25 protein-coding genes are annotated in these 23,814 nt (G+C 38.0%); 4 read left to right on the top strand and 21 right to left on the bottom strand.

Annotated features, from left to right (window positions below; all coding sequences use genetic code 11):
- Nucleotides 1-19 precede the first annotated feature (19 nt).
- On the bottom strand, nt 20-1,141 hold the full coding sequence (locus C9J45_RS05820) for a 1-acyl-sn-glycerol-3-phosphate acyltransferase (RefSeq protein ID WP_107247394.1): 1,122 nt from the start codon (nt 1,139-1,141) through the stop codon (nt 20-22).
- 260 nt (nt 1,142-1,401) lie between these two features.
- On the opposite strand from C9J45_RS05820, the gene C9J45_RS05815 reads away from it, so the two are divergent.
- Nucleotides 1,402-2,082, top strand: a complete 681-nt coding sequence (locus tag C9J45_RS05815; protein ID WP_107207158.1) for an AraC family ligand binding domain-containing protein — start codon at nt 1,402-1,404, stop codon at nt 2,080-2,082.
- Between the two features lie 29 nt (nt 2,083-2,111).
- On the opposite strand, the gene C9J45_RS05810 is transcribed toward C9J45_RS05815, so the two are convergent.
- A complete protein-coding gene (locus C9J45_RS05810; RefSeq protein WP_107207159.1) occupies nt 2,112-2,663 on the bottom strand; it encodes a hypothetical protein in 552 nt (183 codons plus the stop codon).
- A gap of 19 nt (nt 2,664-2,682) precedes the next feature.
- Nucleotides 2,683-3,204 carry a nicotinate-nicotinamide nucleotide adenylyltransferase gene (locus tag C9J45_RS05805; RefSeq protein ID WP_107292281.1) on the bottom strand — a complete coding sequence of 174 codons (522 nt, stop codon included), beginning with the start codon at nt 3,202-3,204 and terminating at the stop codon, nt 2,683-2,685.
- A gap of 246 nt (nt 3,205-3,450) precedes the next feature.
- On the opposite strand from C9J45_RS05805, the gene nadE reads away from it, so the two are divergent.
- Entirely contained in the window at nt 3,451-4,287 is an 837-nt protein-coding gene (nadE, locus tag C9J45_RS05800; protein ID WP_107207161.1) for an ammonia-dependent NAD(+) synthetase, read from the top strand.
- A 100-nt stretch (nt 4,288-4,387) separates the two neighbouring features.
- On the opposite strand, the gene C9J45_RS05795 is transcribed toward nadE, so the two are convergent.
- The 10 genes from C9J45_RS05795 to C9J45_RS05750 form a co-directional block, all read right to left on the bottom strand.
- Entirely contained in the window at nt 4,388-4,912 is a 525-nt protein-coding gene (locus C9J45_RS05795) for an HD domain-containing protein (RefSeq protein WP_107207162.1), read from the bottom strand.
- Nucleotides 4,913-5,035: 123 nt separating this feature from the next.
- The gene (locus C9J45_RS05790) at nt 5,036-5,221 is read right to left on the bottom strand and encodes a YoaH family protein (RefSeq protein ID WP_005365166.1); all 186 of its coding nucleotides are present in this window, start codon (nt 5,219-5,221) and stop codon (nt 5,036-5,038) included.
- A gap of 100 nt (nt 5,222-5,321) precedes the next feature.
- Nucleotides 5,322-6,521, bottom strand: a complete 1,200-nt coding sequence (locus C9J45_RS05785) for an NnrS family protein (RefSeq protein WP_107292280.1) — start codon at nt 6,519-6,521, stop codon at nt 5,322-5,324.
- 80 nt (nt 6,522-6,601) lie between these two features.
- Complete coding sequence (locus C9J45_RS05780; protein WP_233217638.1) at nt 6,602-7,474, bottom strand: DUF2861 family protein; 873 nt, start codon at nt 7,472-7,474, stop codon at nt 6,602-6,604.
- A gap of 14 nt (nt 7,475-7,488) precedes the next feature.
- Complete coding sequence (locus C9J45_RS05775; RefSeq protein ID WP_005365159.1) at nt 7,489-8,148, bottom strand: response regulator transcription factor; 660 nt, start codon at nt 8,146-8,148, stop codon at nt 7,489-7,491.
- Entirely contained in the window at nt 8,123-9,562 is a 1,440-nt protein-coding gene (gene vxrA, locus C9J45_RS05770) for a sensor histidine kinase VxrA (protein ID WP_107207165.1), read from the bottom strand. The genes C9J45_RS05775 and vxrA overlap by 26 nt, the downstream gene beginning before the upstream one ends.
- Before the next feature lie 352 nt (nt 9,563-9,914).
- Nucleotides 9,915-11,291: a Re/Si-specific NAD(P)(+) transhydrogenase subunit beta gene (gene pntB / locus C9J45_RS05765; RefSeq protein ID WP_107207166.1), complete on the bottom strand. Its 1,377-nt coding sequence runs from the start codon at nt 11,289-11,291 to the stop codon at nt 9,915-9,917.
- A 10-nt stretch (nt 11,292-11,301) separates the two neighbouring features.
- Nucleotides 11,302-12,855 carry a Re/Si-specific NAD(P)(+) transhydrogenase subunit alpha gene (gene pntA, locus C9J45_RS05760; protein ID WP_107247213.1) on the bottom strand — a complete coding sequence of 518 codons (1,554 nt, stop codon included), beginning with the start codon at nt 12,853-12,855 and terminating at the stop codon, nt 11,302-11,304.
- Between the two features lie 447 nt (nt 12,856-13,302).
- A complete protein-coding gene (locus tag C9J45_RS05755) occupies nt 13,303-13,584 on the bottom strand; it encodes an HlyU family transcriptional regulator (RefSeq protein ID WP_107207168.1) in 282 nt (93 codons plus the stop codon).
- Between the two features lie 169 nt (nt 13,585-13,753).
- A complete protein-coding gene (locus tag C9J45_RS05750) occupies nt 13,754-13,945 on the bottom strand; it encodes a hypothetical protein (RefSeq protein WP_107207169.1) in 192 nt (63 codons plus the stop codon).
- Between the two features lie 268 nt (nt 13,946-14,213).
- On the opposite strand from C9J45_RS05750, the gene C9J45_RS05745 reads away from it, so the two are divergent.
- Nucleotides 14,214-15,161 (top strand): hypothetical protein, encoded by a 948-nt coding sequence (locus C9J45_RS05745; protein WP_107292279.1) that lies wholly within the window; start codon nt 14,214-14,216, stop codon nt 15,159-15,161.
- A gap of 55 nt (nt 15,162-15,216) precedes the next feature.
- Here the strand turns inward: C9J45_RS05745 and C9J45_RS05740 are convergent, their stop codons facing one another.
- Entirely contained in the window at nt 15,217-16,977 is a 1,761-nt protein-coding gene (locus C9J45_RS05740) for a bifunctional UDP-sugar hydrolase/5'-nucleotidase (RefSeq protein ID WP_107207171.1), read from the bottom strand.
- A 207-nt stretch (nt 16,978-17,184) separates the two neighbouring features.
- Nucleotides 17,185-17,580, bottom strand: coding sequence for a VOC family protein (locus C9J45_RS05735; protein WP_107207172.1), 396 nt, complete (start codon nt 17,578-17,580; stop codon nt 17,185-17,187).
- Between the two features lie 143 nt (nt 17,581-17,723).
- On the opposite strand from C9J45_RS05735, the gene C9J45_RS05730 reads away from it, so the two are divergent.
- Nucleotides 17,724-19,382 carry a DUF2813 domain-containing protein gene (locus tag C9J45_RS05730; RefSeq protein WP_107207173.1) on the top strand — a complete coding sequence of 553 codons (1,659 nt, stop codon included), beginning with the start codon at nt 17,724-17,726 and terminating at the stop codon, nt 19,380-19,382.
- 96 nt (nt 19,383-19,478) lie between these two features.
- On the opposite strand, the gene C9J45_RS05725 is transcribed toward C9J45_RS05730, so the two are convergent.
- The 6 genes from C9J45_RS05725 to C9J45_RS05700 all read right to left on the bottom strand — a co-directional run bounded on the left by C9J45_RS05725 (nt 19,479) and on the right by C9J45_RS05700 (nt 23,813).
- On the bottom strand, nt 19,479-19,781 hold the full coding sequence (locus C9J45_RS05725) for a hypothetical protein (RefSeq protein WP_107207174.1): 303 nt from the start codon (nt 19,779-19,781) through the stop codon (nt 19,479-19,481).
- A 231-nt stretch (nt 19,782-20,012) separates the two neighbouring features.
- Nucleotides 20,013-20,537: a DUF3833 domain-containing protein gene (locus tag C9J45_RS05720; protein ID WP_107292278.1), complete on the bottom strand. Its 525-nt coding sequence runs from the start codon at nt 20,535-20,537 to the stop codon at nt 20,013-20,015.
- A gap of 66 nt (nt 20,538-20,603) precedes the next feature.
- Entirely contained in the window at nt 20,604-21,164 is a 561-nt protein-coding gene (locus tag C9J45_RS05715) for a chalcone isomerase family protein (RefSeq protein ID WP_107292277.1), read from the bottom strand.
- A gap of 9 nt (nt 21,165-21,173) precedes the next feature.
- Entirely contained in the window at nt 21,174-21,719 is a 546-nt protein-coding gene (locus tag C9J45_RS05710) for a DUF2878 domain-containing protein (protein WP_233217637.1), read from the bottom strand.
- 5 nt (nt 21,720-21,724) lie between these two features.
- Complete coding sequence (locus tag C9J45_RS05705; RefSeq protein WP_107292275.1) at nt 21,725-22,966, bottom strand: cyclopropane-fatty-acyl-phospholipid synthase family protein; 1,242 nt, start codon at nt 22,964-22,966, stop codon at nt 21,725-21,727.
- Nucleotides 22,959-23,813 (bottom strand): DUF1365 domain-containing protein, encoded by an 855-nt coding sequence (locus tag C9J45_RS05700; RefSeq protein ID WP_107207179.1) that lies wholly within the window; start codon nt 23,811-23,813, stop codon nt 22,959-22,961. Before C9J45_RS05700 ends, C9J45_RS05705 begins: the two co-directional genes overlap by 8 nt.
- Between the last annotated feature and the right edge of the window lies 1 nt (nt 23,814).

Genomic DNA, 23,814 nt, shown 5'->3' with positions numbered 1-23,814 from the left:
CGACATCGTTTTATAGCTATTACATAGAGTGTTGTTGCTGTTTTTTTAGTGCAGGCAACGCGTACATCTGCTTTAAGATATCATTAACACTGTCACTATGATTTTCAAGTTTTTGGGCAAACTTGTTTCTTTCTTCGTCTGTCACTATGTCTGAATCAATATTCGCAGCAATGAAATTGGCTGGGAATAAATGGTAATTTTCAGTAATTTGACGATCAATTTCTTCAGCTAATTCTTCAGGCGTCTCTGGTGCATTGTTGATGACGTCACCAAAGCTAATATGGATACGACGCTTTTGCCCTACAATACCTTGTACTATACTTTCGATGTCTTCAAACTCACCTTTTTCATAGCTACCGGTTGATGCTTTTTGATAAAGTTCTTCAGCTTTAGCCACATCACAAGGATCGTTTTCATAAGAAATCGCGACAGGGACAATGTTTAAGTTACTCATAAACTCGGAAAAAGGAATTTTCTGCTTACGTCCTTCCATAAAGAACATTTTTAAAATAGCAGGATCTGTCTTATCGTTACCGTCTTTGGCACGCCCTTCTTTTTGAGCAATCCAAATATTGTTTCCTGTTTCTAAAGAGTGAGAGATATAACTTGAAAGCAGTCCAAGTGATTTCATCAATTCACGTGGCCCTTTTGCGGATCGTTTTACAATAAAGCTTTTATTCAAACGCATTAATTCTGTTGCACAAGGCTTCTTCAGTAAGTTATCACCAATGGCAATACGTACTGTGTTGAAGTTCTCTTTAAATAAACACCAGTTAACCATTGCAGGATCCATCGCGATATCACGATGATTAGAAACGAATAAGTAAGCCTTATTTGGGTCTAATTTATCTAGGCCTGTGCACGTTACACCGTCACATGAATGTTCAATAGTTCCTTGCATATATTTGGCAACTTGATTTTGAATATCTTTGACCGATTTAATGCCTGACCATTTCTTCACAAGGAAACGTTTAATAAGGGGAATAAGCAACCAACCAAACATGCCCGACGCATGTGGGAAACGGTACTTTAAAATAGCGTTGATAAAATCTTTATCATCAATGAGTCGTTGAATCGCACCACTGACTTCATCATCATTATACGGGCGAATTTCTTTATAAATATCGTTATCTATATGCACAGTAATGCTTCATGTTGAAAAAACTGAGTTATTTTACTAATAAATAATGATTAACCAAACAACCTCTGTCAATAACCGTGATGGTTGGAGGTCATACCTCATATAATTGTCTACTTTTTCATCGTAGCTGCTATTTTTTGCACCAATTTGATCATGTTAAGAAATGATATCTACAGTATTTAGTTAATACATAACCCTCTTTGTTGACGCTAATAGAAAAAAACACGAAGATGTGCATGCTTATGTGTAAGAGAGTCAGTATGAAACAAGCTATTGAGTTTTCAAATAACGAACACCCTTTTCTTTTTGTTGGTTCACGCAAAAAGAGCCAATCTTCTTACTTTATTGTTGTAACGAATGGTTGTGTGTTAATCCGATTAGGTAAACAAGAGCACATGATCACTAAGGGTCATGGTTTCTGGATCCCATTTGATTGTTTACATGCCATCACAGTGCTACCTGGTGCAACATTTTACCAAGTGGCCTTTTCGGTTCGTATGACACAGCCACTATGCACTGATGCAGGCTTTTTTGTTGTGTCATCGCTCGTAAGAGCTGTGCTTGATGAATTGGCAAAATCTCCCGTTCAAGATCATAAATGGGATGGCGCAGAAGGTCGTTTATTAAAAGTCATTGCAGATAAAGTTGAAAAACTTTCTGTGTCGACTCAATCACTTTGTCCAGCGATCAATAAGCAGCATCATAATTCATTAGCATTAATGCTAAAAGGCAATAAAATAACTGAAAAAACAGCTATATCAAGCCTTGAATCTGTAATGAATATGACAGTAAAAGAGTGTGAAGCCTGCATTCTAATGCGAGAAGTACTTAAGCTAAGTCGTTCAGGACGAAAGCTCCCACAAATTGCGGCTCAATTGAATACGACAGAACAAATGGTAGACGCACTTTCTTTGCCAATTTTAGGTGAAAGCTTACGCTAAATGAAATACGCCCTTAACATGGGCGTTTTTTAATTCAGAGGGATATGAACTTGCATTGATACGCCATCTTCAACATGGCTATTATTATGCCAACGATAATCAAACCTCACGCGTGGTTTTTGACCACTAATATCACCAAAGCCTAAACTCATTTGCAGTCCATGGTTTAATATCCAATCTTCAGCCCCCGCTGCACTTGTGAATGCTTCATCATCATCGTTAGTCGGCATCCAAAAACCTAAACCATAAAACGTCGATGAATTGTGATCCATTAAAACAGGTGAGTCTGCAAATTTATCATCCCAGTGTAGCCAGAATTTATCACCATAACTATTAGAATCAATTTTCCATGGTATAGCGTTATCGTGGCGTGAAAACATTAGCGAATGGTTTATATTATTGTTGCGATCAATGCTATAAATAGGTGCTGAGCAGTCTTTGGTATTATTTAGATAATCGATACTAAAAGGCTGAGAAACAGTATCTAAAGAATAATAATTTTTGCATTTGAAAGCGTAAGTTGACGAAGAAAACATAAATAATAAGCAACAAAAAACACCAAATGAGATTTGTTTAAACACTTCGCCATATCCCCTAAAGTTAAAAATGATAACGCTCGTCTGTCATTAATAACTGGCTAACACTTGCCGTTGTTAAATCACTGATATTTTGATTTTTAGCTAATGCTTCTCGAATTAGCGTACTTCTAATCGGCACCGTTTCAGGACATGCAAGCACTTGCCATTGACTAAGTATTTCATTTGACTTGAAAAATTTTCCAAAATTCAAGAAATTATCAGGGCCAATAACAAATGTAATTTGATGGTTTGGGTAACGCTTTTGTAATTCAACAAGTACCGCATAGGTTGTTATCGCCTCATCACCTACTGCGATATCTTGCTCTAACGTGGACAGCACGAGATTATCTTGGGAAATGTCATCGATAAAAGCAGAAACTAACTCACAACGTAATGAATAATCCAACATATTCTTACCCCAAGCATGATTGTAACTTGGAAGTAAAAGCACTTCGTCATAATGCGTTAATCGTTCTAAAACCGAACGATGCCCTAAACTAGGCGGATTAAAAGCGCTACCGAATATAGCAAGTGTTTGTTTCATCCATCAAACCTTTTGTTCTATCAATTTACTTATATTCACACTAGAGATTTCTAATGATGTAACTATTATTTAAGCATTTAATAGGAAAATGCCCCTTAATTTTAGTAATATCTATCTTTAGCATTGATCATAATAACGAGTTATCGCATGATTTTGCCAAAGGTGTAATGGTTTATCTCTCATTTATCCATTATATCGCTTCAAATGATTAATATTTGGGCTAACTCTCTTAAGGATTCATATACCATGGAACAGCTTATCCGCACTGAAATGCGCGTGCTACCAGTCATTGACGTTGATTTTGAAATCCAACGCCGAGTTGAATTTATTCAAAAAAAACTTAAACAATCAGGCTGTAAATCACTTGTACTAGGCATTAGTGGTGGCGTGGATTCAACAACATGTGGTCGCCTTGCTCAACTTGCTGTTGATGGTTTAAACCAAGTGTCTAACAGCAACGAGTACCAGTTTATTGCCGTTCGTCTCCCCTATGGTGAACAACAAGATGAAGACGAAGCACAACTCGCATTAAGCTTCATCCAGCCTAGTCACTCTGTCAGCGTTAATATTAAAAATGGTGTTGATGGCACTCATGCAAGCACCCTTTTTGCATTAGAAAATACTGGGCTTATTCCTAGCGACAACGCTAAAGTTGATTTCGTGAAAGGCAATGTAAAAGCTCGCACACGTATGATTGCTCAATACGAGATTGCAGGGCTTGTCGGCGGTTTAGTTATTGGTACCGATCATTCAGCTGAAAACATTACCGGTTTTTATACAAAGTTTGGTGATGGTGCTTGTGATTTGGCACCTCTATTTGGTTTAAATAAACGTCAAGTTCGTGCTCTAGCAGCAAAACTTGGTGCGCCAGAACAATTAGTTTATAAAGTACCTACAGCTGACCTAGAAGAATTAGCGCCACAAAAAGCTGACGAGGATGCTTTACAAGTTTCTTACGATCAGATTGATGACTTCTTAGAAGGCAAACCCGTTACCGATTTTGTCCGCGATCGCTTAATCTCTATTTATAAAGCAACCCAACATAAGCGCCAACCTATTCCGACGATTTACGATGAGGAATAATGACTGACAGCTATATGTCGTCATAAACAACTTATAAAAAAGCCCGTGTATTTATCAAATACACGGGCTTTTTTATTAACTAACCACAAAATTTCATGCACTAAGCACAGTTAACACAATCTTTTGAATGAATAAGCGCGTCTAATTGTTGCCATAAAGGATCACAGAGACCAGCACGATAAACAGCATGCTTAAAAGCGTCATGCTCAGCTTGATACATTAAGAAATGGCGGCGTGAATTATTACTGCTTGATTGAACGTTAGCTAAGCGATCGCAGGTTTTAACAATTAATGCTAAGCGTGCTGCATCTTCAGCTGGATCAAGTGATAGTAACCGTTGATTTATCTCTAATTTTCGTTTCGCTCGATCTTCTAACTTCACATCAGTGACGTAATTCACTGCGTCAGCAATGGTAAAACCAAATAAGTCTGCCAACTCGTCAAAGCTGGTATCAGTATCTTCAATCACATCATGTAGTTGAGCTACAATCATTGCATCAATACCATATGGTCGTGCAAATTCAGCAACTGTATCTAAATGTACGTAGTAAGGATAATCTCCGTATTTTTGCTCGCCATGTCGACTTTTAGCAAAAGCTTGAGCCTGTAAATATCGGTCATTCATATAATTACCCTAATAAAATTATGTTTTTATTATTTGTATAATAAAAGCATACAATTGAACAAGCTTTTATTTGAAATAAAAGTATCCAATTATAAAAAAAGAGCCGTTAAGCTCTTCTTTTTATTACTCTTCTTCATCACTGAAGGTTTCACCAGCCGCTTCACGACGCTTTATATCCGCTTCTCGGATCTGGTGAGCAACAATCATTATCGCTTCACCACTACTAATACCTTGCGCCATCAGCTCATGGATACGCTCAGCAGCTTCTTGTTGTTGTTCATGATTGAGCGTTGGAGTGTGATTGTACATAACTATCTTCTTGTTGATGAACGAAGCATTATTTTAGAGTGAATAGCCGATAATGTCACTGATTATCAAGCTTATCAATACAGACTCTCACTTTAGTCACTTACCCTGGATGACCGTCAACACGGGGCTTTGTGAGTACTGGAAAATAGACGATGGTGAAAATCCCAAAAGCAACAGCCCACAAACTTGCAGAAATCACATAGCCATCAAGTAACAAAGCAGGCGCGACAGTAGTCAGTAATACTCGTGCTAGTAATGACAAAAATAACGCAATAAACGCAACCTGCATAAAACGCCCAACTTGCAATTTACGACCAGTGTGTCCTAAAGATACACGCGAGATCATTGCTAGTATCATTCCCCCTAGTCCGCCGATGGTAATAATATGAATAGCAATAGACTCACTGATCGCTGTTGTGTAAAAGCTGCAACCAAGCAAAAATAAACCAATAATTAACGACAAGTAAGCAAGATGCAAAGACCACAACAGTGGAATACGGAGTGTTGAGATTGTGCGCCAGCGATAAAGACGAACAAAGTTAGTTGTAGCCGCAACGATCGACAACGGAGCAATAACCCCATTTATTGTTGCGTTATTTATAAAGAATGTCGCCAGCAGCAACAACCAAGCAGGTATAAGTGAAAGATATTCAATCGTTTTAATTCGTTTAATAACTTCAGTATTTGTTCCGCGTGAAGTAAAAAATGGGATAACCCGACCACCAACAACTAAGGTAATCACAGTAACGACAAGCACGACAGGTAAAGCAATATCAGCAATAGATTGATGACTCTTGCCTAATGCAATGAAATGAAATTGAATATTGGTAAAAGCAAACAGTAGTAAAACGGGTACAAAGAAAAGATTACGCCACTGTTTAACTTTTATGATTGGTATTGCAAGATAGTAGATAGCCACGACAATCCATAATGTATCAATAAACAGCCAAAGACTGCTAACTGAGCCCATCATTAAGCCGATACGAGCAATCAACCAAAAGCTGAAAACCAGAAGTAGTTTAGTGCCTTTAATACTTGTTTGCCCTGTCCAGTTTTGTACAGCCGTCAATAAAAAACCAATAATGACTGCGCCTGAAAATCCAAATAGCATTTCATGGCTATGCCACCAAATAGGATTTGAATACATAAAACTAGATAATTGAAACTCACCTGACCAGAACAATGCCCACATTATCATTGCGATAACTGAAAAAGCACTTGCTCCAAGAAAAAACGGTCGAAAGCCTAATCGTAAAATTGCAGGTATTTTATCTTCTTTTGCTTTGTCGATAATTTGCATAATTTTCACCACCTTAAACATGCATTAATTATACATGTTTAAGGTTATAAAAAAACCACTGATAGAAAGTGGTTTTAAACTTAATGAGTATCATCAGAGTAATCAATGGGTCGAGTGATACTTTGAATGTCTAAAATAGATATCTCACCTTGCCATCGACTTTTAATTAAGCCAACATCAAGCCAATATCGCCCTTCAGGGATATTAAGTTTGGGTAACTTAGTCGGCAGATAAATGTCCGTTTGTTCGCTCCATAGTGGTCGCCAATCTGTATCATTTAAGTCATACAGTTTTATCGACAAACTCGGTGCAGGACATGATGAATTCAATTTAGCCACATGATCAATACGCCATGAATTGCTGTCTTTCCAACCTAAGTTCTGTTTGGCTGGCGGCTCATTAAGCACAATCCATTTATTCCAAGCGGGTTCACCATCAGCGATAATCGTCAACTTATATAATCCTGCTTCTACTTTATGATCGAGCTTTTTCGCATCAACCGTAAAGTAACCACCATCATCAACCACAGGTTTGGCATCAATTAAATTATCATTAGGCCACTTAGAAAAACTGATCTTCGTAATGTTAACTCGTGTTGAACCAACAATCGATAACTTAAGTAACTGCTGATTAATGTTTTGAACCACAGAACGCTCAATCGATAACTTGGATAACCAAGAAGGTAAAACTGTATTATCAAGGCTATGGCCACAGTCCTCTGTAATCGCAAGATCAAGCAAACCATTAAGATTCGCTTTCTGATCTGTTGTCGGAGATTGCTGCCAAGCCTCTATAATCGATTCAAATGATTTATCAGTTTGACCTTCAAGTAAATGTCGATGGGCAGCCGCATAAGAGCTTTGATCTACAAACCAAGCTGCGTTGGCGTTAGGTATTAAGAACAAAGCGTTAATAATACCTAACTGACACAAGAAAAAGGTTATTCTTCTCATTTAATAACCAGTACTTATGGCTTCATACGGTAGCCGACACCACGTAATGTTTCGATATCAATACCTGGTAATTTTTGACGTAATTGCAGAATATGAGTATCAACCGTACGTGTAGTTGGGTAGTGGTTATAACCCCAAACTTGATCAAGTAATTCGTCACGTGTAAATACACGACCTGCATTTTTTGATAAGAATACAAGAAGTTCAAATTCAGTACGCGTTAACGTAATATTTTCATTATCAAAAATGACTTCACGGCTTTCTTGATTGATAATGATATCGCCGACTTTAATGATATTAGCTGCTGCAGTATCTTCATCGTCACCACGAAGATGTACGCGTACTCGTGCAAGTAATTCTTCTTCAGCAAAAGGCTTCGTTAGATAGTCTTTTGCACCAGAATCTAAACCAACAACTTTATCGTTAATCGATACCATTGCAGTTAATAAAATAACAGGAACGTGCTTCTTTTTAAGCCATGAGCCTAAATAATTTAATGAGTCACCTTCAGGCAATTGACGATCTAGAACAACAAGATCGGCCTCTTTCCATAAAGCGTCTACCTTACTAGCGCAATCTGCATATAAACAGTTATAACCAGCTTGCTTTAAGCAATCGAGTAAACCATCAGCAAGGTTGCGGTCATCTTCAACCAGTAGCAGAGTTTGATTCACACGGTATCTCCAATATAAAGGTGGTTGGTGGGCCTATTAATTTCAATTTCCCCCCCATTCTATTAATCATTGATTCTACAATCGTCAAACCTAAACCTAAACCTTGTTCACTAACAAAAGGTTTACGCAGTTTAGACCAATCTTTGGCAGTTAATGGGCCTTGGTCTTGAACCACAATTTTAAGTTTTCCATCATAGTATGAAGTTGTTAATGTAATTGGTGCTACGCCATATTTATGAGCATTAGAAAATAAGTTATCTAAACATGTACCAAGCCAATAAATATTTACGTGAACACTTCTATCTTCAGCAAGATGTAAAGTTACATCATACTCTTCAGCAAGATAGCCTAACCATTCATTGACGGATTCAACTTCTTGCGTACTTAATTGTTGTTGGTTAGCTTGTAAGTAATCTTTACTTGCTTCAGCTAACTGTCGTAATCGTCTTGAATCATCAGTCAAACGCCTAAACTCATCATACAGACCTTCTGGTAATTCATCAAAGTGGCGTCTAAATCCTTCAACAGTCATCGCTAAACTTGCTATAGGCGTTCTTAATTCATGCGTCAAAATTTGTAGAACTAACATGCGTTCTTGCATATCTCGGCGACGAATACGGAAACGATAAACTCCCCAACTTACCAGTAATAATGCATTACTTACCAACAAACATACCAGTAAGTAATACGTTAAGTGCGACTTATTCTCTTCACGCCAACATATATTTCCATTCTGAGCTAAACAAAAATCATGACGATTTAAGCGTTTTAAATGCAAACCATGACGGGCTAAGACCTTTAACCATGTTGACTGGTTATAAAGGTTATAGACATTACCATTTCGTACCCATAGTTCACCGTTCGCAATGAAGAAACGAGCACCAGAGATTAATACTTTAATTTCATCGCTATTCATTCGTTGTAAACGACCAAGTAAGGTTGTCGATGACGCTAATGGGTGTTCTTTAATATGCAAAAACTTACTGAGTTCTGACACCTTTCCTGGGTGTTCAGCTAAATAACGATATGCATAACTACCACCGCCGGGATGAATATATCCTGAACGAACAAACCACCCTTTTGGTAACGTTGTCTTATTACAAATAGCTCGAGTAAAAACTACAGGCTGTGTTACCAATGGTGAATAAGGCCACGGGCCCTTACATGTTAACGAGTTTTGATATAGCTGCCTCAGTGCTGAAAGAGGATACTTTTTAGTTTGAGGTAATAAGCTAGAAGGCAACAGTAAAGGTGCTGGATAGGTACTTTGTAGTTTACGAAAGTCGTATGTAGATACAGGTTCACTTTCCAATAAATCTGTTCGAACAGCCGCCAATCTTTCAGGTAATGAAACACCTTCAGCATGGCTAGCAGTAGTAAATAAGAGTGAGAATAAAAGTACATACGTTTTCATTCATATACTTTAACATTGTTTCTCACTAAATTGTCAAAGTTATGTCATGTAAAAAAATGCAAACATTAAACATCGGTCAATTTATGCCATAAGGCAAAGACTTTATACTTAAAAAGGATAATCATTATCTATTTTAGAGACTCACCAGAGAGTGACATGTGAAGCCTTCGTTGCTTCGGCTTCTTTTACTCAATCAAAAGAGTATTAAGTTTATGCATGTTGTGTTGACGGATCTCTCTACGTTATTTGCCCGATTCGAGCGAAACATTGCTTTGGCGTTATTTATTAAATAGTGATTAGAAATAAAAATGCCACTCATGTGAGTGGCATTGTTTACTTTACTATTAACGATTTACAGGTGCTCAAGTATTTTCAAACATGAGTCTTTAGCATCGCCGAACAACATATGGCTATTATCTTTAAAGAATAATGGGTTTTGAACCCCAGCATAACCAGTACTCATTGAACGCTTAAACACAACCACTTCTTTGGCATTCCAGACTTCAAGTACAGGCATACCAGCGATTGGACTGTTAGGATCCTCCATCGCGGCAGGGTTAACAGTGTCGTTTGCACCAATAACAAGTACAACATCAGTTTGTGGGAAATCATCATTGATCTCATCCATTTCTAACACGATGTCATAAGGCACTTTTGCTTCAGCTAATAGCACGTTCATGTGTCCAGGTAGACGACCAGCAACAGGGTGAATACCAAATCGAACATCAATGCCTTTTGCACGTAACTTATCTGTGATCTCGTGAACAGGATATTGCGCTTGAGCAACCGCCATGCCGTATCCTGGAGTAATGATAACTGAGCGTGCATCTTTTAGCATTTCAGCCACTTCTTCTGCTGAAGCTTCACGGTGTTCGCCGTATTCTTCATCAGAGCTTGCTGCTGTACCATCCGAACCAAAACCGCCAGCGATAACACTAATAAATGAACGGTTCATCGCCTTACACATAATGTAAGAAAGGATAGCACCAGAAGAGCCTACTAATGCACCTGTTACGATTAGAAGGTCGTTTGCTAACATGAAACCCGCCGCTGCTGCAGCCCAACCAGAATAAGAGTTAAGCATGGATACAACCACTGGCATATCAGCGCCACCAATTGAAGCAACAAGGTGGTAACCAAATACAAACGCAATAAGTGTTACTAAGATTAGCGCCGTTAATGAACCTTCTGACTGTACAAACCAAACTAGCAATAGTGCTGAAACAACAAGCGCTAACAGGTTTAATTTGTGACGGTGAGGAAGCATTAGTGCTGATGATGAAACTAATCCGCGTAACTTAGCAAATGCAACTAACGAACCGGTAAAAGTTACGGCACCGATAAATACGCCAAGGAAAATTTCAACCAAGTGAATGTTTAACATTACACCTGTAAGGTCACCGTGATCTAAGTAAGTATTAAAACCTACTAATACCGCAGCCATACCTACAAAGCTGTGTAACATAGCAACAAGCTCTGGCATCTCTGTCATTTCTACTTTTTTAGCATAGAAAATACCAATTGCACCACCAATGATCATCGCAAGGATAATCCAAACTGTGCCTTCAGTGTGAGGACCAAAGATAGTAGCAATCAGAGCGATTGCCATACCAGCAATACCAAAGTAATTACCGTTTCGTGCTGTTTCTTGCTTAGACAGTCCCGCTAAAGACATGATAAACAGTACGGCAGCAACAAGGTAAGCTGCTTGTACGATTCCTGCAGACATGTGTTACTCCTTATTTATCTTTACGGAACATTTCTAGCATTCTCTTGGTCACCGTAAAGCCACCAAAGATATTAATACTAGCGATGAGAACAGCAATAAACGCGAGGAAGGATACCACCCCATTTCCCTGCCCGATTTGGAGCAAAGCACCAACAATAATGATACCCGAGATAGCGTTAGTTACTGACATTAAAGGAGTATGTAAAGAGTGGGATACATTCCAAACCACGTAGTATCCAACGACACATGCAAGGACGAATACAGTGAAGTGCGTTAAAAACTCTGCTGGAGCATAATTAGCAATCCAAGCAAATAGCGCAATCCCCGCGCCCATTAAGCCAAATTTCTTAACCGGTGATGCAGGCTCTTCAACTTTAGGTTCAACTTTAGCCGCCGCTTTTGGCTGTTGAGCTGCCGCAGAAACTTTAATTGGTGGCGCAGGCCATGTTAGTTCACCCGCTTTAACAACCGTTAGACCGCGTAATACTTCATCATCAAAATTGATATCAATATTACCGTCTTTCTCTTTGCAAAGCAGTTTAAGTAAGTTAACAAGGTTTGTTCCGTAGAGCTGAGAAGACTGTGTTGGTAAGCGACCAACCATATCTGTATAGCCGATAACTTTTACACCATTTGGTGTCGTAACAACTTTATCTGCTTCAGTGTATGCACAGTTACCGCCATTCGCAGCAGCAAGATCGACAATAACACTGCCTGATTTCATTGAATCTACCATTTCTTTGGTGATCAATTTTGGTGCTGGGCGCCCAGGGATAAGTGCGGTAGTAATGATGATATCGACATCTTTCGCTTGCTCTGCGTATAAACGCTCAGCCGCTTTATTGAATTCATCAGACATTTCTTTAGCGTAGCCATCTCCCGTTGAAGTATCTTCTTTATAATCAACTTCTAGGAATTCAGCGCCCATTGATTCAACTTGTTCTTTAACTTCAGGACGAACATCAAAAGAACGAACAATCGCACCAAGGCTACCAGCAGCACCAATAGCGGCAAGACCTGCAACACCAGCACCAGCAACGAGGACCTTCGCTGCAGGCACTTTACCTGCAGCGGTAATTTGACCAGTAAAGAATCGACCAAACTCATGAGCGGCTTCAACAACAGCACGGTAACCTGCGATATTTGCCATTGAGCTTAAGGCATCAAGCGCCTGTGCACGTGAAATACGCGGTACAGAATCCATCGCCATAATATTAATATTTTTAGACGATAGTTTTTCTAATAATTCAGGATTTTGAGCAGGCCAAATAAAACTAACTAAGCTTGCACCCTCTTTGATGAGCTCAAATTCATCTACACCTGTTACAGGATTAACCTGCGGTGCATTGACTTTAAAAATAAGATCCGATTGCCATACTTCATCAGTTGAGACAACCGTTGCCCCTGCCGCTTCATAAGCAGCGTCATCAAAGCTTGCTAAACGTCCAGCTCCTTGTTCAACAACAACGCTGAACCCCATTTTCAATATCTGCTCGACCGTTTTAGGTGTTGCAGCTACTCGCGTCTCATGAGCGAGTACCTCTCTCGGTACACCAATCTGCATTATTATTCCCTGTACATTGGCTAAAACATAATCATTTTGTATCCAACCCAGCAAGCAACATCAAGCTTTTTGTAGTAAAAATACAAAAATCCCCATATCTACAAGCCAAAAACCCTAGTGACTGTCATTATACTACTGAAATTAAACTACATTTATATTTCTAGCATCCATAATAGTACATTTGAAAATAATGACTGAATCACACTTTCTATCTGCTTTTGACTCTAAAACGATAATTGTCAGCTATATACTCAATAAACAATATTTAACCTAATCAACTTATTGTTTTAAAAAACAACCAACTTTAAATATGCTTAACTGATAATTTTGTCATATGAATATTCACAATAGGATAATGATATAATGTAAAATTCATTTTTAATGTTTAAAAAGATACTTTTATACCATTACAATTGCAATGAAATTTGTTGAATATTACTACAGCTTTTATTTGAACATTTTATCGCCCATTTGTTTAATAAACATTTCTGCTTTTTTAATCATAAATGTTTCCGCATCATGACGAGAGCTGAGTAAATCTGAACGAATAAAGTGGTGTGTATTTAATTCTCCGTCGATCTCTTTACAAATTCTTCCAGCGATTCTAAATTGCCCTCCTTCTTGCTTCGGCTCAGGATAAATTAAGTAACCATTATAAAGAGTTGGCTCAACTTCCTGAGTGGTAACCTCTGATTTTTTAGAACCAAATAGCTTTGAAAAAAAGCCCATTTTTATACTCCTACGACTAAATCATTTAATAATATTTTTATTTTTAGCAATGAATATTTTACTTTAACTAAAGCCAAATAGTACCCACTATTTTTAGGCGGTTATAGCGGAATTTTAAGCAAAAAAAAGCCGGCAATCATGCCGACTTTAAAAATCTCAATACAAAATGTTATCGATAGATGCCAATATCTTTCTGTAAATGAACTGGGATATCTTCAATACTGTAAGCGACTGACTTTTTTGATCGGTTAAATACAATATCAAATAGGTGTGCAATCAATCCTTTGATCGTTACTTCGTAACTTTTTTTATCCTGAAGATGTAACGTTGTAGCTGCGTCCACATCAAATGTATGTGCCATGATTGCCCCTGAAAAAGGTATTAAATTCAATAAACACGAGTAGTTTATCGTCTGTTTACATAACCTATAAATGACAATATTTCTTTCATAGCATTAGTTTTTCTTATGTGTTAACACTTGATTACTAACGATTATTACCCTAAAGCACAAAAGACTATTAAGAACGATTACATTACTAAATGTTTAGTTTTTTGTTTCAAATAGAATCTTTTTTTGTATTTAAACAAAAACAATGATAACAATAAGTTAACAAAAGGATTTTTAACTTATGCTTTTTTTTCTTAATAAATATTCTGCTATTTTATTGATGTCTGCAGGTATCGTCGGTTTTAGCTTTCCAAGTATTAGTCGTATTGTCTTCCCTGCTTTACCGTATATCTTGTTTTTCCTGATGCTTTTTACTTTATTAGGAATTAAACAAGAGTTACTTATCCGCAAGTTGTTATCTAAAAGTGTTTGGTCTTATGCGCTTTTCCATAGCCTAGGGCTCACTTTATTCGCCGCTGTATTGCTATATATCTTTAACATTTCAACCCCACTATTTATCGCTATAACGGCGGTAACGGCGACAGGTACATTATTTGCGACCCCTGCCATAGCGAAAACCTTAGGCTTTGATGTATTGCATGCGATGGCATTAACGATTGCCTCAACATTAATGATGCCAATCATATTATTTTTTAACCTTACGTTACTTCAAAGTGACACAGTAACTTTGGATTTTATCCAATATATACAACGACTAACGATATTCATTATTGGACCAATGGCTATTTCTGCGCTTTGCTACAAAATGATAAACCCAACACTATTACAGAAAATTCATCACAGAATATCTAAGTTAACCGTTCTGCTAATTTTTGCTTTTCCGCTTGGACTTGTCGCTCCTTTGAGGGAAATGTTTGAACGTTCATTACACGAAGGGATGAGCTATTTACTGCTAGGCTGTTTACTTTGCGGATTATTTTTCGGTATCACTTACTTAACCTATTATAAGAAAAATCAACAAGCCAAAACGCTGTATGCCATTACTGCAACTAATCGTAATGTATTACTTACCTACACCATAGCAAGCAGTTATTTAGGATTTGAATATTTAGCACTGATGGCAGCGATTCAAATTCCGACTTATACATTACCTGTTCTTCTTAAACTCATCGCCAAGACTAAGTTTGAAAACCAAGATTCATTTGTCGATAAAAAGAAAGCCGACTAACGGTAAATTGTTAGTCGGCTTAAGCTTTGTTTCTATCGATGAGTTTACCTAGTATTTAGGCGACATCTTGATTACCAGTACAGGGAATATAAACCGTATTATTATCTACTGGTACATCAAAGTATTTTTTCTGTTTTGCATAAGCTTCAAAAGCATCAGCCATTGTAACGTTAAGCGGCATAGGCTCTTTAACGTAATCTAATAATGGCGCATAGCCTTCTTTACCTGTTGCGGTATAGCCCGATGAAACGGAACTATAAACTTTATCATCTTCAACAGGTATCCACTTACCGTCTTGTAAATGCTCTAATAACTCAATGCGTGTACCTTTCACAGCACAACAACGATAGGTGTAACGAAGATCTGCTACATAGGGAAAACTTCCATCACCAGTCCCATCTACACCGTTACTAATCGCATTATCAATCGCTCCTTCAAGCGCTTGACGAATACGTTTACCTTTAACGCTATAAATCATAATACCAATAGCAAAAGGTAGTAATTTCCCTGCGATATCTGCTGGTGTAATAATACCTGGATTTAATGAGCACCTAACGCCACCAGCGTTATGAATACCAAAATCGACGTTATGACCTAGCTCACGGGCTTTCCAGACGAAACTTTCAACCACCCAAGGAGCAATTTGACTTGGACCTCGTTGATCAGGAATACGAATATGACGAAGCGGCTCATTAATAACAGCAATTTCTTCAGTTTGCAGTGCACGTACCGCAGGGCGATAGTGCTCATTGAGTATATTTTCAATGATAGGATCTTTCACTACAAAACGAATGTTATCTTGCTGGCTTAAAAAATGACGAACGATTTCATGATCATCACTTTCTAAATGCTCGGTGCGGCTTGCATCTACCGTAAATTGACGACCTAATAATAGTTGATTAGCACCAAACGCCTGCTCAATTGTTCCGTCTTCAGCAAACTCTAATGTTATATGTCCTACCGCCAATGCATTACAACCCGCTTGTACAACACAGGTATTATTAACAGTGTGTGCGTATTGATCAGTTTTACCGTAACCAACGTTGGTGAAATCACCTTGCATGGTGTGAGTATGGCCACCAATAATGACGCCTATTCCATCAACAGCTTGAGCAAGCTCAATATCGTGGTCATAGCCTAGATGGCTTAACACAACAATCTTATTGATACCCTGCTTATGTAGATACTGAACAGTATTACGCGCAACCGTCTCGACATTCATAAAGTGAGTATCGGGATCTGGGTTCGCAATGCCGGCCATATTTTCGATCGCGACACCAAAAATCGCAACAGGCTCACCATGCACATCTTTTACAATATATTTAGCGGTTGCAGTGCTATTGTCATAACCGTAAACATTGGCTTTATCTCGCAGCGGATTAGACTTGGTTTGAACTTCTTGTGACAGATCCCAATTACCAGCCAGTAACGGGAAATGCGTATGATCAAGAAAATCAGCGACACAGTCGTTACCCATATCAAGTTCATGATTTCCCAATGCCATCGCTTCAACACCAATCGCATTTAGTAGTACAGCATTAGCCATACCTTTATATAATGAGAAATATAACGTGCCTTGGAAACAATCACCTGCGTGTAAAAACATGAATTCACGTTGATTCAAATAGGCTTCAGCTTTTAATTCACTTACTGCCGATGAAATACGAGAAAAACCACCACAACTGGCATAAACCGAGGATTCAGTATCTAAAACGTGTTCAGGTAAATTCAGTGATATAGATGATGGTTCAAAATTTGAATGCGTATCATTGATATGAGCAAATGTAATCTTTGCTTTTTTATTATTCTTTGTCATAAAAAATTACGTCTCTCCCTGAAGGACTCATATGAATGAGAGATATGTTTAGTTTAAGTCACCTATTTAGCCTAAACGATTTCACTATAAGACAAAATAACTGTGATAAATATCAATATAGCATGATTCATGATGATCATTTAATGAATAGTAAGACTAATTGCTATTTATCATCTTACTATCCATTAAATCATCTTTGCTAAAATGTTACTGATAACGAGCATGGCGTTGTAAAAACTCAATTTTGTAACCATCCGGATCTTGTACAAAGAAAAACTTCGCTAATAACGTCCCCTCACGGAAAAACTCTTTAATCTCTAAAGGCGCATAACCACAATCCGTTAATTTTGCATGTTCAGCTTCTAAATCATCCACAGCGACAGCAATATGACCATAACCCGTACCATGGGTATACGGTTCTTCCGTTCCCTCATTCCAAGTCAGCTCAAGCTCCATATCATTTTCATTGTTGCGTAAGTAAACCAGACTAAACCCTTCAAAATCTAAACGCTCAGCAATCTCTAAATCTAATGCTTCTTTGTAAAACTTTAATGAAGCGTCAAGATCTAACACACGGATCATTGAGTGAATTATCTTAGCCATCTAACTCTTCCTTCTATTATTATTTGTTTGAAATCATATAACTATTTAAAGCATATCATGCTATGAATATGTGATCAGTTCTTGCGAGTCAACGATTGATTTACTATATCGTATACAGGAATAAACGAGGTTTGTAGAGTTTTATGCATTTAGAAAGAATTGAAATATCCGGTTTCCGTGGTATTAAGCGTTTATCCTTGTCTTTTAAAGAGTTAACCGTCCTAATTGGTGAAAATGCGTGGGGTAAATCCTCTTTGCTCGATGCGCTTTGTTTAGCATTGTCTCCAGATGCTGAGTTTTACGAGTTTAACTTTTCCGATTTCCATATCGATCATGCGTTAGGTAATGAGCGAGCGACAGAAATTCAGATTGTTTTACATTGGAATGAAGATTATAAAGGTGAACATAATGCCCGTCGCTACCGTGGGTTTCAGCCTTTTCTCTCAGAAAAAGACGGTATAAAGCATTTTTATTATCAAATTCACAGCCATATTGAAAACGATAAGATCATTACTAATAGACAATTTTTACATTCAACTGGTCATGGCATTTCACATCCTGATACGGATAAGTTGATTCGACAGCTAATGGTGCTTCACCCTATTGTTCGTATTCGTGATTCGAGACGTCTTCACGAAGAACGTCATGACGGTAATAATGAGCAGCCATTAACGCAAACGCCGCAAGAGCTTCGCGTACAAAAACGTTTAGATAATACCTGTCGACGGTTAATGACACAGCCCGGTCATGTCAGTACAGCAGAAATTAAAAGTAGTATTACTACGTTACGATCATTAGTTGATCACTACTTTGCCTTTGCGCCCCACCAGCGTAGTAAAGCATTATCGCCACACTACTCTTCATTACAACAAACCAATACACATGGTTTATATGCAAATCCGTTTGATCAATTGATTCAGCCCCACATGACAAAGCAAGCGCGTTTATTGTTAATGGGGTTATTGAATGAATATATTCGTGCAAGGGGTCCTGTCGAGTTAAAACGCATTTCACGACCTATTATGATCTTAGAAGATCCAGAAGGTCGTTTGCATCCGATCATGCTCCATCAAGCATGGGCGTTTATTCAAAATATGCCGATGCAAAAGATCTTAACGACCAACAGCCCTGAGCTTTTAACTTCTGCGCCGTTAACCGCGATCAAGAAGTTGATACGTCAGCCATATAAAACGGAAGTATATGGTGTAGATAATGGGGAGTTGAGTAAAGATGATACCCGTAAAGTCACTTTTCACGTACGCATGCATCGCCCGAGTGCTTTCTTTGCAAGAGTATGGCTGTTAGTTGAAGGGGAAACGGAAGTATGGTTATTTAATGAAATGGCACACCTAAATGGTTATAACCTTGCCGCAGAAGGGATTCAAATTATTGAGTTTGCGCAAAGTGGATTAAAGCCATTGATCAAGTTGGCAAAGATACTCGGTATTGAATGGCATTTAGTGGCTGATGGTGATCTAGCGGGTAAGAAATATGCAGAGAAAGTCCGTAATATGCTTGGCGATGATCCCGAGCGTGAACGCTTGACAGTATTGCCAGCAAAAGACATTGAACATTTCTTATATAAAAATGGCTATGAACCTTTGTTTCGTGACTTAGCGAATATCACTGATACTAAAATACCAATGCGTAAGATCATTCATAAGGTACTAAGAAAAACAGCGAAACCCGATATGGCATTGGCAATCGTTAAATATACTCGCGATGAGAAAGATAACCGCACACCTCTGCTTATCCGTTGGGTATTAAAACGTATCGTTGCAATGTCGCGTGGTTTTGGGTGATAACCAGCATCGAGTTTAGTTAAATCAAAGCCTGTTTAGATGTAGGCTTCTAATCTTTTGATTAAAGATGTGCTAGAAGAGAACGATCTCTCGTATTTAATGGTTACCGTTTTCTTCTTTCTTTTTCTTTATCACATTTTGATATCGAATTTCAGCAAATATCCATCCAAAGTAATTTACTATTAAGCCCATGACAAACCAAAACAGTGCGTATTTTGCTGTATTCGGTAAAAACACATCCCATTTAGATTGATTAGAAAAAAGTAACGTTTGTAAAAACAAACCAATTATTAAGAAAAAAACATAAATTGCTGTTTGAGAAAGAACATAATGCAACTGCCCTTTTTCACGCCGTATGCTCCAACGTTTGAACCATTTTTCATTCCATTTTTTAAGCATTATTATTTTCCTAAATCCGTTATTTGATTATGTCTTTTAAATTACTATTTATAATTCATGATTTATAAACTCATTGACTAAAAATTAGAAACAAAGCTCACTATAATAGTAACCGTATAACATAGTATCTTTATGACGTGATAATTCGATCAAAAAAGCCAGTCAATCAAACTGGCTTATTATTGCGTAATAAATAGATAGAGAAAATATGGTATTACATATTTAAATTAATCATCTTTTTTGGAAAAACAACGTCACTTTACCTACTTCAAAGCCAAATTTGGTCATGGTTGCAACATTGAACATGTGCTTTTCATCTTGGCGATACATCCAGTCATTAAATGTAATATTATAAACTGTATCATCTACGGGAATCGCTAAGTTATATTGCCATTGCAATGCATTACCGACCTCAACTCCTTGTGCTTCACCAATAACATCACCCGCCGTTCCGGTATATCGTCCATCTGCTTGTTTTTTTATCGTCCAAATACGCTGTTGGGTTTCACCATCATCAAATACAAAGTCTTCGACAAGGGTTAATGTATCCTTTTTTACTGTACCTACTATATCAACCGTAAATCGGCGTGTTTGTTTACCTTTATAATCTTGCAGCATTCCCCATGCCGTTGTTTTACCAGCAAAGTAACCAAATAAATCAAACTTGGGTTGTGAAGATTTATAATCAGAAATAGACGCTGTACACCCTGTTAAAAGCAACATTAATGCTAATAATATTGAGGTTATTTTTTTCATGCCATGACCTTATTCCATAGTCTCACTTTGAATGATTAACATGCAGAGTAAGAGAATTTATGCTCGCTATTTTCCAATTAACTGCTGACGTAATTCCGGATACGATGTCTTTGGTGATAACCAAATAGCAATAAAGCTTTGTGATAACGATGGTGATAGAACATTCCCTAGTGGCTTACCTTGTTGATAAAACTGCCCTTCACCATTACGGAGAATGAAGGTTAATCTGTCGCCCTTTTTAACGTCTGGCCATATGGTTGATAACGTTTTTAGCCACGGTGTTATTTGTTGGCTGCTATAACCTAAATGTTGCCATTGCTCTTCAGTCGCATCTAATAACGCATCTTTATCTATATTACGTAAATAACGAATAATTAAGGCTAAATCATCTTTAGTACCCTTGTAACGCCCTGTTGGCGTTTTAAGCTCTGAGTTATAAATATCCCATATTCCCCATTCAAGTGTTGCTTGACCCACTTTTTTCCATTGATGCCATGGGTATTTATCACTCAGGGTCTGCAGCTGTGAAGATGCGTTATTTTTTATCGGTTTATTGTTATTGTCTGATTCTGCTATTGCAATATTGGAGCACATCAATACACCAAAATAGATAATAAGTGATCGCATTTATTGCTCCTAAGCTGTCGAGTTATTTGGATCTTTATTTAAAATACGGAGTAACCATAAAAGATACGCCGATACCGCAAACCAGATCACTATCAGCACAAAGAATGTATCTAATGTTTCTAGCTGCCAAATTACCGCACCTAATTTCATTCCAGACCAATAACTCAATGCACCGCCCAGACTGCCAGCCACCAGCAACCAATGTGTAGCAAAGCCACTAATTGATGTGCGTAGAACCCAAACAAAGGTTGTGAAACCCAACCAAAGCAATATAAGCCATGTTGGGATCAAACCAATACTCTCAACATTAAAGAAAAGTGGTGTTCGATTCGGTATTGGAAAATCAAATACCTGCCAATGTCTGAGCATTGAATCGATCACGATACCGGGTATCGATGCTAATACAGAGAAACGCCACGCCTTAGATTCCATAAACCATGTGGCTATAAGTATGAAAACCAAGATGTAACTAAAACGATATTGCCCCCAAACAGCAAGTAACCAATAGAAGTTAAACACCATACCGGCCAATAGTACTTTTAGTTTGTTTGCCAATGGATTTACTCTCTCCATTGCGGGCGACTTGCGACAAATTGAATAGTACTAATGGTGCGCTCTAAGAAACCACCTTCGCAATAAGCAAAGTAAAAACGCCACATCCTCATAAACCTTTCGTCGTAGCCATATTTCTCTAATGCTACGGCATTCTCATTAAATTGCTGGTGCCAATCTTCAAGAGTTTTCGCATAATCTAAGCCAATATCTTTAATATCTCGCATCACGAAATCACTGTGCTGTGTTAGATTTTCAAGCAATACGGTAATTGAAGGTAAGAAACCGCCAGGGAATATGTGTTTTTGAATAAAATCAACGCCGCGGCTGTAACTATCATAACGTTGATCGGCAATTGTGATTGCTTGAATCGCCATTAAGCCAGTTGGTTTTAATAATGACTGACACTTTTCAATATAGGTTTTAAGGTATTGCTTACCGACTGCTTCTATCATTTCAACCGATACTAACTTATCGTATTGCCCCGTTAAATCGCGGTAGTCGTCCATAAGTAAGGTGATACGATTAGATAGACCTTCTTTTTCAACTCGCTCTTTTGCCCATAAATATTGTTGCTCAGAGATCGTAGTAGTGGTAACACGGCAGCCGTAGTATTTCGCTGCATGAATCGCCATACCGCCCCATCCAGTACCAATTTCTAGTAAATGATCGTCTTCAGTCAATTTTAATTTCTGACACAAACGATCCATCTTATTCCATTGTGCTTGATCCAACGTGTCATTTTTATTGAGGTAAATAGCCGAAGAATAAAGCATATTAGGATCAAGAAAGTGACGATAAAGATCGTTACCAAGATCGTAATGTGCTGATATGTTTTTGCGCGCATTCTTAATGGTATTTTTACGCAGCAAGTGCCCAATCTGTTCGGAGATTCGACTCATCCACCCCATTTTTGCTTCTAGCTTATCTAACGTTGTCAGGTTCTTAGCCAAAACCCGTACTACATTGGTTAAGTTTGGTGAATCCCACCAGCCTTCCATATACGCTTCACCTGCACCAATACTGCCATCCGTCAGTAAGCGTTTATAAAAAAGCGGGTTATGGACATTAATACTCGCTTGTAGCGGTGCTTGTTTGTCACCAAAGAAGACGGTGCCTTCCGTTGAATCAGATACACTTAAGCCCGCATTAGAAAGGTGTTTTAATACTTTAAATAAAATATGCCGAGATGCATGATCAGAGGCTGATACATTAACTGATGATGATTGTTGTACGTCGCTTCTAAGCATTGTCATTCCCTCGTTTAATCTTGTGTTTATTTACTTTTTCATACGGTGTGTTATTTGGGTGATCATAAATTGGTACGCCTTTAATAAATAATTTAAGCGCTTGCCAATAAATACCTATAACAACCTTTATTGTCATAATCGGTGTAAGCAGTAATTGCTTGATAAGTATTGCAGATGTGAAGTTTTGCTTACGCATCTGCATGGTGGCATCAAATACTTTTTGATGGCTATTTTTCGAATCACCCGAATACCTGCTCGGAGAGATGCAATCTTTGTATCGACTCACAGCCAAGTTAACCAGCAAATTGCTATCAGGCTCTGTTAATCGCCAATGATACTGTTGATGTATAGGGTTAAAAGGTGAAACATGAAACGCCTTATCATGACTATATTCACGCCCCTGCCAATATTGCGGGGCCGGTATCGCATAGTAATGACGTTCGTTCCAAGGTGTATTACTGACTTCAGCTAACATATATTGCCATTGACCTTCATCATCATGGAGGTAATACAAATTAAGAGGACTGAAATACAATCCGCAATAACGTAAGTGACATAGCATAGTGACATTGCCATCAATCATTTTACCTGTTAGCGCATAGACCTTATCTTTTACAGCTTGTGCTAAATCAGGATCACCTTTTACGTAATCATCACGTCGAAATCGAGCGAAATTAAACAGTGATAATCCAAAGCCTTTTACTTGTTTATCCAACTGATCTAATTCATTTAAGTGGATATGGGGCATAAACATAGAATATGTGAATCTATGATCCACTGGTGTAAAACGTCGATGCCTAACCCATCCCTGAAAGATGCCGCTTTTTAGCTGATTATCTTTCCCCATA

This window comes from Photobacterium sp. GB-1 (assembly GCF_003026165.1).
Taxonomy (GTDB): Bacteria; Pseudomonadota; Gammaproteobacteria; order Enterobacterales; family Vibrionaceae; genus Photobacterium.
The sequence above is the reverse complement of the archived record's forward strand: the minus strand, read 5'-3'. Positions and strand labels throughout refer to the sequence as shown.

Excerpts from the sequence above, each read along its gene's own strand:
- C9J45_RS05705 (WP_107292275.1), bottom strand. The coding sequence starts at position 22,966 with ATGCTTAGAAGCGACGTACAACAATCATCATCAGTTAATGTATCAGCC.
- C9J45_RS05745 (WP_107292279.1), top strand. The coding sequence starts at position 14,214 with ATGCTTTTTTTTCTTAATAAATATTCTGCTATTTTATTGATGTCTGCA.
- C9J45_RS05815 (WP_107207158.1), top strand. The coding sequence starts at position 1,402 with ATGAAACAAGCTATTGAGTTTTCAAATAACGAACACCCTTTTCTTTTT.
- nadE (WP_107207161.1), top strand. The coding sequence starts at position 3,451 with ATGGAACAGCTTATCCGCACTGAAATGCGCGTGCTACCAGTCATTGAC.
- C9J45_RS05790 (WP_005365166.1), bottom strand. The coding sequence starts at position 5,221 with ATGTACAATCACACTCCAACGCTCAATCATGAACAACAACAAGAAGCT.
- vxrA (WP_107207165.1), bottom strand. The coding sequence starts at position 9,562 with ATGAAAACGTATGTACTTTTATTCTCACTCTTATTTACTACTGCTAGC.
- C9J45_RS05735 (WP_107207172.1), bottom strand. The coding sequence starts at position 17,580 with ATGGCTAAGATAATTCACTCAATGATCCGTGTGTTAGATCTTGACGCT.
- pntB (WP_107207166.1), bottom strand. The coding sequence starts at position 11,291 with ATGTCTGCAGGAATCGTACAAGCAGCTTACCTTGTTGCTGCCGTACTG.
- C9J45_RS05725 (WP_107207174.1), bottom strand. The coding sequence starts at position 19,781 with ATGCTTAAAAAATGGAATGAAAAATGGTTCAAACGTTGGAGCATACGG.
- C9J45_RS05730 (WP_107207173.1), top strand. The coding sequence starts at position 17,724 with ATGCATTTAGAAAGAATTGAAATATCCGGTTTCCGTGGTATTAAGCGT.
- C9J45_RS05780 (WP_233217638.1), bottom strand. The coding sequence starts at position 7,474 with ATGAGAAGAATAACCTTTTTCTTGTGTCAGTTAGGTATTATTAACGCT.
- C9J45_RS05750 (WP_107207169.1), bottom strand. The coding sequence starts at position 13,945 with ATGGCACATACATTTGATGTGGACGCAGCTACAACGTTACATCTTCAG.
- C9J45_RS05795 (WP_107207162.1), bottom strand. The coding sequence starts at position 4,912 with ATGAATGACCGATATTTACAGGCTCAAGCTTTTGCTAAAAGTCGACAT.
- C9J45_RS05720 (WP_107292278.1), bottom strand. The coding sequence starts at position 20,537 with ATGAAAAAAATAACCTCAATATTATTAGCATTAATGTTGCTTTTAACA.
- C9J45_RS05785 (WP_107292280.1), bottom strand. The coding sequence starts at position 6,521 with ATGCAAATTATCGACAAAGCAAAAGAAGATAAAATACCTGCAATTTTA.
- C9J45_RS05740 (WP_107207171.1), bottom strand. The coding sequence starts at position 16,977 with ATGACAAAGAATAATAAAAAAGCAAAGATTACATTTGCTCATATCAAT.
- C9J45_RS05700 (WP_107207179.1), bottom strand. The coding sequence starts at position 23,813 with ATGGGGAAAGATAATCAGCTAAAAAGCGGCATCTTTCAGGGATGGGTT.
- C9J45_RS05755 (WP_107207168.1), bottom strand. The coding sequence starts at position 13,584 with ATGGGCTTTTTTTCAAAGCTATTTGGTTCTAAAAAATCAGAGGTTACC.
- C9J45_RS05805 (WP_107292281.1), bottom strand. The coding sequence starts at position 3,204 with ATGAAACAAACACTTGCTATATTCGGTAGCGCTTTTAATCCGCCTAGT.
- pntA (WP_107247213.1), bottom strand. The coding sequence starts at position 12,855 with ATGCAGATTGGTGTACCGAGAGAGGTACTCGCTCATGAGACGCGAGTA.
- C9J45_RS05715 (WP_107292277.1), bottom strand. The coding sequence starts at position 21,164 with ATGCGATCACTTATTATCTATTTTGGTGTATTGATGTGCTCCAATATT.